Source organism: Sphingomonas tagetis (assembly GCF_024211275.1).
GTDB lineage: Bacteria > Pseudomonadota > Alphaproteobacteria > Sphingomonadales > Sphingomonadaceae > Sphingomonas > Sphingomonas tagetis.
This window is the reverse complement of the sequence record NZ_JAMLDX010000025.1, coordinates 39478-50232: the sequence shown is the minus strand read 5'-3', so window position 1 is coordinate 50232 and position 10755 is coordinate 39478. Positions and strand designations below refer to the sequence as shown.

The 10755-nt window shown below is 63.1% G+C and carries 10 protein-coding genes and 1 pseudogene; 4 read left to right on the top strand and 7 right to left on the bottom strand.

Annotation, left to right across the window (positions count from 1 at the left end; translation table 11 throughout):
• Window positions 1-216 precede the first annotated feature (216 nt).
• Window positions 217-1095, bottom strand: a complete 879-nt coding sequence (galU, locus tag M9978_RS21145) for a UTP--glucose-1-phosphate uridylyltransferase GalU (RefSeq protein WP_254296856.1) — start codon at window positions 1093-1095, stop codon at window positions 217-219.
• A 104-nt stretch (window positions 1096-1199) separates the two neighbouring features.
• Here galU and M9978_RS21140 point away from each other — a divergent pair, with 104 nt between their 5' ends.
• The 3 genes from M9978_RS21140 to wecC are packed head-to-tail and all read left to right on the top strand — an operon-like array spanning window position 1200 to window position 4667.
• Window positions 1200-2216 carry an NAD-dependent epimerase/dehydratase family protein gene (locus M9978_RS21140; RefSeq protein WP_254296852.1) on the top strand — a complete coding sequence of 339 codons (1017 nt, stop codon included), beginning with the start codon at window positions 1200-1202 and terminating at the stop codon, window positions 2214-2216.
• A 35-nt stretch (window positions 2217-2251) separates the two neighbouring features.
• Window positions 2252-3385 (top strand): non-hydrolyzing UDP-N-acetylglucosamine 2-epimerase, encoded by a 1134-nt coding sequence (gene wecB, locus M9978_RS21135; protein ID WP_254296850.1) that lies wholly within the window; start codon window positions 2252-2254, stop codon window positions 3383-3385.
• Complete coding sequence (wecC, locus tag M9978_RS21130; RefSeq protein ID WP_254296848.1) at window positions 3369-4667, top strand: UDP-N-acetyl-D-mannosamine dehydrogenase; 1299 nt, start codon at window positions 3369-3371, stop codon at window positions 4665-4667. Before wecB ends, wecC begins: the two co-directional genes overlap by 17 nt.
• A 207-nt stretch (window positions 4668-4874) precedes the next feature.
• Here wecC and M9978_RS21125 read toward each other — a convergent pair whose 3' ends face one another.
• Both M9978_RS21125 and M9978_RS23480 read right to left on the bottom strand, forming a co-directional pair.
• Window positions 4875-5054 (bottom strand): transposase domain-containing protein, encoded by a 180-nt coding sequence (locus M9978_RS21125; RefSeq protein ID WP_254296845.1) that lies wholly within the window; start codon window positions 5052-5054, stop codon window positions 4875-4877.
• 160 nt (window positions 5055-5214) lie between these two features.
• Window positions 5215-5283 (bottom strand): annotated as a pseudogene (locus M9978_RS23480) (hypothetical protein); the annotation flags it as partial.
• Between the two features lie 29 nt (window positions 5284-5312).
• Here M9978_RS23480 and M9978_RS21115 point away from each other — a divergent pair.
• Window positions 5313-5471 (top strand): hypothetical protein, encoded by a 159-nt coding sequence (locus M9978_RS21115; protein ID WP_254296840.1) that lies wholly within the window; start codon window positions 5313-5315, stop codon window positions 5469-5471.
• A 684-nt stretch (window positions 5472-6155) separates the two neighbouring features.
• Here the strand turns inward: M9978_RS21115 and M9978_RS21110 are convergent.
• The 4 genes from M9978_RS21110 to M9978_RS21095 are packed head-to-tail and all read right to left on the bottom strand — an operon-like array spanning window position 6156 to window position 10725.
• Window positions 6156-6545, bottom strand: a complete 390-nt coding sequence (locus tag M9978_RS21110) for a hypothetical protein (RefSeq protein ID WP_254296838.1) — start codon at window positions 6543-6545, stop codon at window positions 6156-6158.
• Between the two features lie 23 nt (window positions 6546-6568).
• The gene (locus tag M9978_RS21105; protein WP_254296835.1) at window positions 6569-7786 is read right to left on the bottom strand and encodes a hypothetical protein; all 1218 of its coding nucleotides are present in this window, start codon (window positions 7784-7786) and stop codon (window positions 6569-6571) included.
• Window positions 7787-7798: 12 nt separating this feature from the next.
• The gene (locus M9978_RS21100) at window positions 7799-10003 is read right to left on the bottom strand and encodes a GumC family protein (protein ID WP_254296833.1); all 2205 of its coding nucleotides are present in this window, start codon (window positions 10001-10003) and stop codon (window positions 7799-7801) included.
• A gap of 11 nt (window positions 10004-10014) precedes the next feature.
• Window positions 10015-10725 (bottom strand): polysaccharide biosynthesis/export family protein, encoded by a 711-nt coding sequence (locus tag M9978_RS21095; protein ID WP_254296832.1) that lies wholly within the window; start codon window positions 10723-10725, stop codon window positions 10015-10017.
• Between the last annotated feature and the right edge of the window lie 30 nt (window positions 10726-10755).

Sequence of the window (10755 nt, the reverse complement as noted above, 5' to 3'; positions counted from 1 at the left end):
GCCAGCCATCGACGCTCTCGCCCACGCCGATGCTGCGCGAGCTGCCGTCCGCCAGCCGCACCAGCGCCACCGCATCGCGGTTGAGCCGCCCGGCAATGCCGACCAGCGCGGGTGCGTCGGCGGCGCGCGCATCAGCGATGTGCCAACACACACCGATCGCTGTTCACAGGACCTTCTCAACCGACCTTCGGAAAACACGCGGCGCGGGCAAACCGATCAATTCGCCTCGCCCAGGAGCTGTAATGCAAAACCGCGCACGGTCGCACCAATATCGTCGCGGGCGAGCGCGAGCGCCAAATTCGCCTGGATGTAACCAGCCTTGTCCCCGCAATCATAGCGATCGCCGTCGAACGTGCAGCCGTGGAACGGCTGCCGCCCGATCAGTTGCGCCATCGCGTCGGTCAGCTGGATTTCGCCGCCCGCGCCTTTGACCGGGTTGTCAAGGATGCGCATCACCTCGGGCTGGAGGATGTAGCGGCCCGGGATCATCAGGTTCGACGGCGCGGTGCCGGCGGCGGGCTTTTCAACTAGCCCGGTGACCTCGGTCAGTCGCCCGTCGCGCGCGCCGGGCGTGATGATGCCATATTTATCGGTCTCGCTGTCGGGCACTTCGAGCGCGCCGATCACGTTGCCGCCGACCTGCTCATAGGCCGTGACCATCTGCTTGAGGAAACCGGGTGTTCCCACCATCAACTCGTCGGGCAGCAGCACCGCGAACGGCTCGTCGCCAACGATCTCGCGCGCGCACCACACTGCATGGCCAAGGCCCAGCGGCTCCTGCTGGCGCAGATAGACCGGCGAACCCGGCTTCTGGCGGATCCCGTCGATCAGCGACAGGCTCTTCCCGCGCGCCTTCATCGTCGCTTCGAGCTCATAGGAGATGTCGAAATGATCTTCGAGCGCGCCCTTGCCGCGGCCGGTCACGAAGATGATCTGCTCGACCCCCGCCTCCAGCGCCTCTTCGACGGCGTACTGGATCAGCGGCTTGTCGACCACCGTCAGCATCTCCTTTGGCATCGCCTTGGTCGCCGGGAGGAAACGAGTACCAAGGCCGGCGACGGGGAACACGGCCTTGCGGATCGGCTTGATCGTCATATCGGGAGGAACCTTTCGCGGCGGCGAGATAGCCTAAACGAAATGTAGAGCAAGGCTTGTCTTAAGTTGTAAGCCTTGCGGAAACCGGACGGAGTGCAATAGCGATGACCAGTTTGGCCGGACGCCGCATTCTCGTGACCGGATCGGCGGGGTTCATCGGCTTTCACACCGCGAGCCTGTTGCTGCAATCGGGCGCGAGCGTGCTCGGGATCGACAATTTCGCGCCCTATTATGACGTGTCGCTCAAGGAAGCGCGCAACGCGATTCTTGCCAACCATGCCGGCTTCAGCCTCGCCCGCCTGTCCATCGAAGACGCCGCGGCGCTCGGCGAAGCGTGGCGGCAGTTCGCGCCCGATGCGGTGATCCACCTCGCCGCGCAGGCCGGGGTCCGTTACAGCATCGATCATCCGGCGGACTATGTCGGCGCCAACATCGTGGGCACGTTCAACCTGCTCGAGCTGGCGCGGCACCACCCTGTGCGCCACTTCCTCGCCGCCTCGACCAGTTCCGTCTATGGCGCGAACAGCGAGATGCCGTTCGCGGAATGCCAGCGCACGCAGACGCCAATGAGCCTCTACGCCGCGACCAAAGGCGCGACCGAATTGATGGGGCACAGCTACAGCCATTTGTTCGGTATCCCCGCGACCTTCTTCCGCTTCTTCACCGTATACGGACCATGGGGACGGCCCGACATGGCGCTGTTCAAATTCACCAACGCGATGCTCCGCGGCGAGCCGATCAACATCTTCAATAATGGCGAGATGGCGCGAGACTTCACCTATGTCGACGATCTCGTGAAGGCGCTGGTCGCGCTGATCGACGCCGTGCCGGGCCAGTCGCCGGTCGCGGCCTGCGACAGCCTGTCGCCGGTCGCGCCGTTCCGCACCGTCAATATTGGCGGCGGGCAGCCAACGCCGCTGATGGACTATGTCGCCGCGCTGGAAGCCGCGCTTGGCAAGGAAGCGCGCAAGAACTTCCTGCCGATGCAGGCCGGTGACGTCCCCGCCACCGAAGCCTCGCCCGAGTTGCTGCGCGCATTGATCGGCTTCGTGCCCACCACACCGGTGCGCGAAGGCGTAAAGGCATTCGTCGACTGGTACCGCGACCATTATGCCGGGTAGCGGCTCCTTAACGGGCGTCGGTTATGGGAGACGCCATGACGAGCAATGCGAAAGTCCTGGTGATCTTCGGCACGCGGCCCGAAGCGATCAAGCTGTTCCCGGTGGTGCGCGCGCTGGCCGAAGTGCCCGGACTGACCGTGCGCACCTGCGTCACCGCTCAGCATCGCGGACTGCTCGATCAGGTGCTGTCGATCGCGGACCTGACGCCTGATATCGATCTCGACCTGATGGAGCCGGGCCAGTCCCTCGACCGGCTGACCGCACGGCTGCTCACTGGCCTCGGCGAAGTGATGGACGCCGAGAAACCCGACCGCGTCATCGTGCAGGGCGACACTGCGACCGCGATGGTCGGCGCGCTCGCCGCCTATTACCGCAAGGTGCCGGTCGGACATGTCGAAGCGGGCCTGCGCTCCCGCGACATCTGGCAGCCCTGGCCCGAGGAAGTGAACCGCCGAATCGTCGCGCCGATCGCCGACCAGCATTTCGCGCCCACGCAAACCGCGGCCGACGCCCTGCGCCGCGAGAATATCGACCCGGCGACGATCCACGTGACCGGTAACACCGTGATCGACGCATTGCTGGCGACTCAGGCCCGCATAGCCGCCGAGCCGGGTCTGGCAGCCGACCTCGATCCGATCGCACACCGCTTCGCCGGCAAGCGGCTCGTCCTCGTTACCACCCATCGCCGCGAGAATTTCGGCGGCGGCATGGAATCGATTGCCACCGCCATCGCGCGCATAGCTGACCGCCCCGACACCGCCATCCTGTTCCCGATGCACCCCAACCCAAATGTCGTGTCGGTGATGGACGCCGTGCTGGGCGAGCGCGCCAATGTCGCGCGCATCGAGCCGCTCGATTACCCCAACTTCATCCGCGCGCTCGACCTGTGCGAGGTCGTGCTGTCCGATTCGGGCGGCGTGCAGGAGGAAGCCCCGGCGCTCGGCAAGCCGGTGCTGGTGATGCGCGAGACCACCGAACGGCCCGAGGGCGTCGCAGCAGGTACCGCGAAGCTTGTCGGCACTGACGCGAACTGTATCGTTTCCGAAATCTCAACCCTGTTAGACGACAAGGGCGCCTACCAGGCCATGGCGCGCGCGCACAATCCGTTCGGCGACGGCCATGCCTCGGCACGGATTGCAAAGGTCGTCGCGCATGGATTCGGGCTCTGAACTCAAGGTTGCCGTACTAGGGCTGGGCTATATCGGGCTGCCCACCGCTGCAGTGATTGCTCGCACCGGCGCGATGGTGCTGGGCATCGATGTCCACCAGAGCGTGGTCGACACGATCAATGCCGGCAAGGTGCATATCGAGGAAGTCGATCTCGACGGGCTCGTCTCAGGCGTGATCGCGCGCGGCACGCTGCGTGCCTCGGCCCAAATCGAGCCGTCGGACGTGTTCGTCATTGCCGTCCCGACCCCGTTCGGCGAGAATCACGCTCCCAATATCGGCTATGTGCTTCAGGCCGCGACCACCGTCGCGACCGTGCTCAAGGTCGGCGACACCGTCATCCTGGAATCGACCTCGCCGGTCGGCACCACCGACAAGGTCGCCGAACTCCTCGCCCGGCTTCGCCCCGATCTGAAAGTGCCGGGTCACTGCATAGGCACCGCCGATCTCGCCATCGCTTATTGCCCCGAGCGCGTGCTGCCCGGCCGTATCCTGGTCGAGTTGATCGAGAACGACCGCGTGGTCGGCGGAATCACGCCGCGCTGCGCGCGAAAGGCGCTGCAATTCTATCGCCGCTTCGTGCGCGGTGCCTGCGTCACCACCTCGGCCAAGGCCGCAGAGATGACCAAGCTCACCGAAAATGCGTTCCGTGACGTGAACATCGCATTCGCGAACGAGCTTTCGATCGTAGCTGATGGCATGAACATCGACATATGGGAGGTGATCCGCCTCGCCAACCGCCATCCTCGCGTGAACATCCTTTCGCCCGGGCCCGGCGTCGGCGGCCATTGCATCGCTGTCGATCCGTGGTTCCTGGTTGCTGCTGATCGCGAGCACACACCGCTCATCCGCACGGCACGCGAGGTGAATGATGGCAAGGTAGACTATACGGTCGACCGAGCCGAAGCGCTCATCGCCGTCCTACCCAACGCGCCGGTCGCATGCCTTGGCCTAGCCTTCAAGGCGAACATCGACGACTTCCGGGAGAGCCCTGCACTGCATGTCGCGCAGGAACTTGCCGCCCGCCACGGAGCGCGCATCAAGATCGTCGAACCCTATGCGACAGAGTTGCCCGACGCGCTCGTCACCACCGGCGCGCAACTCGTCGACATCGACAACGCAATCGAAACTTGCCCGATCATGATCGTGTTAGTCGATCACGACGTGTTCCGTTCCGTCCCGCTTGCAGAGCGGGCGGACAAGCTGGTCTATGATACCCGCGGGATCTGGCCCGATCAACCGGCGCGGTTGCCTGCTACTACGTCGCTTCGTTTGATTAGGTAGACGAGCAAAATGGGGATAACCCTGCCCTGCTCCCGTGTCCTTCAAGATGCGGGTGATCTGCTCTTCCGACAACTGCTGCCGCTTCATTCCGTCCGTGATATGATTGCGGCCTCCAGCCTAGTCCCACATGGAGGGAAACGGAGTTGCGTCAATCGGAGCCGACAGTGGCGGGACGCCTCCTAAGTATGCGTCCGGTGAGCCTGTTCGTCAGGCTTGCCGGTAGTTCCAGGGCAGCAGTTCGTCGGTGCGACGAGCGAGATGGTCGGCGATACGCGCGGTAGTATCGAGCAGGTATGCCGCGCAATCCACGTCGTTGAGCTTGACGGTCTCGATGAGTCTGTAAATGGTGGCGGCGCGGTTGCCGCCCTGGTCGGAGCTGGCAAACACCCAGTTCGTGCGCCCGACCGCGGTGCCTCGCAGCGCGAGCGGCCGCGTTGTTGTCGATCTCGATCCTGCCATCGTCGATATTGCGAGTGGCGTGCCGCGGACCTCGTCTTTCGATGGCGTAGAGTCCGGCGATGTGATCGAGCGCTTCGCGCGCGGTTTCCGAGCTGGTGCCTGCATGGACATCGAAGAACTTGCGGCGAACCTGCGCCCAGCAAGCAACCTCGGCGATAGATGTCCGTAGAGTCGATCGAACCCGGCATGACCATCGGCGTGACGATCGCCTGCAAACCGGGCGAGCTGCTGCGCTCGCCGTTCGCCCTTGCGATCGGGCATGTCGCGGAACAGTATGGCGGCCGGGGTATCGCTGCCCGCTCCGCCGTCGCGGACAGAGGTCCAAAGCCGTCCGGCCTTGTTTGACCGGCACCGGGTGCGAGCACGGGGACCGGCGTGTCATCGGCATGGAGCTACGGCCAGCGGGGACATGGCGTTCGAGCGCGTCGACGAGCGTGTTGAGCAATGTGGCGGAACGTCCGCCCTCCACGGCCTTCTAACAATGCTCCGCATCGCCGGAGCCCTCCGGACCTGAAAACACCGTGACCTGGCCCATCGACCCATAGATCGCCGACTGGCAATAGAGTAGCAGGTGATCAGCATCCCTGGCAGCTTAGCACAGGGGTCAGCGGTCCTGCACTTGGACGATCCCCGGCGGCGGCGTGTGGGAAGGCCCACACCGCGCCACTCCACTTGGACGAAGGAGCCAGTCGGCCGCGTTACACCTTCGCGCCCTAGCAGTTAGCGATGCCAGCTATAGATCAGCGATGGCCAGATGCGGACGCCGCCCAATAGCCCTACGCCTGCAGCGGGCGTCATCACCCCGGATACGACCCGCGCTTTCTCCTCATCGCTGAGCCGCCGCCTCCCGAACCTCGATAATCGGCGTCGAAATAGCGGCGCACTGGCCTCCACGCTACTCGACCCACGTGAGTAATATCCGTAGCATGACCAGCCAAAGATGGCCGATTTACGGGCGAACGCGCCGTATCGTTATTCTGGCTGGATCGAAGCGGTCTTCCCCCGTTACCGGTGGCGACGCGTAATGATTTATCGCGGGCGGCCGCTCTTGCGTACCTGGTCCTCGGCAACGACGAAAGGATCGGTCGCATTCGCCTTTGGACTGAAGTTGCGGTCGATCCGGTTGCGGATGCGGTTCTGCACGCGGTTCTGGATCCGGCTCACAATCCGCGCCATCGGCTTGATGCCCGCCTGCTCGGCCACCGTGTCGCGGGTCTGGCGCTGGCCGGCCTGTCCGACAGAGGACCGCGCGGTGCGGCCAGCCTGATTAGTCTGGAGCGGCGTCTGCTGCTGTTGCTGCTGCGGGACGCCTGCATTCTCGTCGCTTTGGCTGTCTCCGGTGGAGGCACTGCTCTGAGACGAACGCAGCAGCGCAATCGCAGGCGACGTCGTCAGCGCGAGGCTCAGAGCGACCAGCATAGCAACGCGCACCCTAACCCCCTTTATCGCGCCGGCGCCAAAGTGACCCTATCGATCTGCCCTGACAAGCCAGACACTGCATCCGACGGTCGCGCCATCAAGATCAGGGTCTGCGCCGGGCAGCCTTTCGGGACGCTGAACATGCCCGAAGAATTACCGTTGCTCACATTCGAATTCGGCACGTCGATCCGCCCGAGCTCTCGCCCATCCATGCAGCGTAGCGTCCAATAGGGGAGGGCACCCTTCGCCTGCTCGATGCCGATGCTGTGCACGCTCAGACGATAGATGCCCGGGATAAGCAACTGCCACTGCTGAAGCATCGGCCCACCGACACTTGAAGGGGCGGCGAAATCGAAAATCCCAGTTTGAATGCCGGTGCTCAGCCCGCCTTCGTTGACGGGGTTCCAATCCAACTGCGACGGTGTCTCAATCGTATGGAGAAACTGCGGATTGCGCGAGCGGCGGCGATCGGAGCCGGGGCGGATCGCGGCATAATATTTCCAGGCCGCATCCGCCTGTCCTGCGGCGAGCAGCGCATTGACTACATTGGCATGCGCTCTTTCAGGCACCGCGACTCCGGCGCGGTGGACGGCTGAGAGCAGGTCGATGGTGGCCTGCGGATTGGATCCGTGACCAGCGGCGTAATCGATGAAGCTGCTTCCCCATGCGGGCTTGCCGGCGAGCGTCTTGACCAAGGCAGCGCGGATCGACGGATCTTCGCTTGCTGATGCCAGCACCGGGTAGAGCATTTCGCTGAGCTGTGGCGAGACGCGCAGAGTAATGTCATAGTGGTGTAACGCTCCCGGTATATCGCCGCGTTGCACCGCATCCTCAATCATGAACAGCTGTGTTGGCAGGTCACGCCGCGACAGCTTTTGCGCATAGGCGAAATAGCGGCGCGCCGCCGCCTTGTCGCCACGAAAATCAGCATTCACGCCCAGCGTCGTCACCGCTGCAACCGCCGTCGGGTCCTGTTGGAGTGCACGTTTTGCAAGGACATCGGCGCGGACACGATCCCCCGGCGTTGCTCTGGGCCCGGCAAGCGACATCGCATAGGCGGCGGTCATCCGCCCGTCATAGGGCGCAAGACGATAGGCCAGCGCCGGATCGCGCTTCACCACCTCCTGCGCTATGGAGAAGGTCGCACTGTAAAAGCCAAACACTGCGGCCACCGCGGCCAGCGCGAGGCGAACCGCCCATTCCTTGGGCGAGCGGCGCGCGAGATCGCGACGACAGGACATGGCGACTACCGGTTACGCCTTTACGTCCTTGGCGCGGCCGTAGCCGTAGCCATACTCATAGCCATAGCCATAGTGCGTCTTGCGCGCCTCGAACTTGGTGAGCACGCCACCAAAGATGCGAGCGTTTGCGGCGGCAAGGCGGCCGAGGGCAGTCTTGACCAAGCTCGAGCGGATCCCGTGCGACTCCACCGCATAAACTACGCCTTCGACCCGGCTCGCTATCAGCGGTGCGTCGGCAAGGCCCATGACTGGCGGGCTGTCGATCACCACATGATCGAACCGTTCGAGTAACCGGTTGATGAGCACGCTAAGACGATCGCCTGTCAACAACTCTGCCGCATTGGGAGGGATCGGGCCTGCTGACATTGCAGTGAAATCGAGATCGCGCATCGGGAACGTCAGCGCGTCGATATTATCGTCACCAGCCAGAAAGTTGCTGAGCCCTTTTTCGTGGTCCACACCACCCAAATGGTGAACGGAGGGTGAGCGCATGTCGCCATCGATCAGGATGGTACGTCTGCCGGCACGCGCCAACATCGTCGCAAGCGCAAGCGCGGTCGTCGACTTGCCTTCTGCAGGTCGCGTCGAGGTGACCGAGAAGGACCGGGGCACGCCGTGCTCGGTCGTGAAGCCGAGGTTGGTGTTGATCGCCAAATACGCATCGACGAGGTCCGACTTGCGATCGAGCAACGCATCGCGCGGCGTGGTGCCGTCAACGACCTTGGGGACGGACCCCAGTAGCGGCAGACCAAGCAGTCGTTGGACCTCCATCGGATCCGCGATTGCCTCGTCCATATGCTCTAGAACCAACGCAGCAAGCGCACCTAGGCCCAAGCCGGCGAGCAGCGCGATGGCAAGATTGAGGAGCATGCGCGGGCTGGACGGGCGCTGGGGAACATCAGCCGTATCGACAACCGAGACGTTATTGACGCCGACGCCGCCAGCGACGCCGATTTCTTTATATCGCTGTAGCAAACCATCATACAACGCCCGGTTCGTATCCACTTCTTGCTGATACATATTGTACTGGATGCTGCGTCGCCGGTTGTCGAGATAGCTCGCCTTTAGCTGATCGACCCGAGCAGCTAGTGCTGCTTCGCGCTGCACCGCCTCGCGGTAATCGGCCTGGATTGACCCCAATACGCGCCCCTCTTCACGACCAATCGACCGATCGAGCTGATCGATCTGCGCCTTAATGGCCTTGGCAGCCGGATATTCCGGCTCGAACTGTACCATCAACCGCTCATATTCGGCAGCGTGCTCGGCGCGCCGCTGGCGCAAACTGTTAATCGCCGGATTTCGCAAGGCTTCCGCCGATGCGCCGGCGCCGCCATTCGCGCGCGCACGCGCTTCCGCTTGGATACGTTCGGCAGTTGCCCGCGCGAGCGATGCATTGATCGCCGCTAGATCGTCCGCGACGATCGAGCGCTCGACCGTCGCGGGCCCGGTCGACCCACCGCCCTGTGCCGGCAGGTTAATGATCTGCTGTTGCGACGCGTAGGCAACAAGCTGCCGCTGACTTTCGTCGAGGCGCTGCTTCTGCTGCGCCAGCTGACGCTGCAACAGGTTACGGCCATAGGATGTCGCCTGAACCTTGCGCTCCAAGTTGGTCGTGATGAAATTGTCGGCCCAGGCATTTGCGACGCGTGCAGAGAAGGCGGGGTCAGCACTGGTAAAACCGATCTCGACCAGTCGCGACAGGCGAGTCGGTTTGACCGATACATTCCCCAGCAGGATCCCGCCGGCCACGCGCTGGCGTTCGCTCCGGCCCGTAGCAGGATAGCGACCGTTAACTAGTCGGAAGGCCGGCGCGTCGCTGGCTACCTTGAACAGTTCGAAAAATTTGGGATCATCGAGTAGGCGCAGCTGGACGGCGATCCTCTCAGCCAAGGCGCGCGAGCGAAGCAGACCATATTGTGTCTGATAGAATTCTTGATCGAACGCACTCGTTTCGCGCTCGACGCCCTGAAAATCGGTAACCTTGCTAGCATCACGGGCGATCTCCACCGTCGCCACTGCAGTATATTTCGGCGTCATGAGCAAGGTGCCCACAAGGCCAATCAGAAGACAGGCGACCGTGATCCCGATAATGACCCACCGCCAGCGCAGCGCGGCCTGCACATAATGCCGGACCAGCGGCATGCCGACCCCTTGGGGATAGGGCTGATACCCTGACAAGGCGACGGCGCCGCCGGAATTTATGGTGGCCGAATTCATTTGAGAAAGCCTTACTGGAAAACCGCGATCAGCGGTGCGGCGAGAAGCGGTGCCAGCGAAACGAAATCGCGGAACAGCCGGCGCTGGGGAGAGTCGCCGACAACGATGACGTCATTGGCGTAGATGGGAGGATCGTCATAAGCTCCGCGGCGGATCGCCTCGATATTATAAAGACCCGCCATCTTGCGCCCTTCCACGGTGCGCAAGATCACCACTTCTTCGGTGCGAGCGAACTCATTCATACCCTTTGCCGACGCTATCGCGCGCAACAACGTCATCTGATTCGTCACGGGATAAAGCCCCGGCTCGATCACCTGCCCGTCGATGGTCACCACCTGGCTGACCGAACTCTTGATATTAACGGTGACTTCTGGGTTGCGGACATAGCGACCGCGCAGCGCGGCCTCCACCATCACCGCCAGCTCCTGCGCCGTCTTCCCGCGAGCGTCGATCGTGCCGACCAGCGGCATGGCGATCCGACCGCTGGCATCGACTTGCATCTCCCGGCTGAGATCCGGAACATTGAATACGTCGACTTGGATCGTGTCGAGCGGGCCAATCAGTGCCGGGCGGTCAGCAGTGATAAGATCCTGTCGGACCGGGGCAGGCAGCGTAGCGCTGTCCTGAACGACGGTCAGTCGCCCGGTAGAAACTAAGGGTTCGTTCCGGGCGCATGCCGACAAGGCAACGACGATCAGAAGCGCGATACAGATTTTTCGCATGCGTTCGGGATTATTCCAGGAATTTGAAAC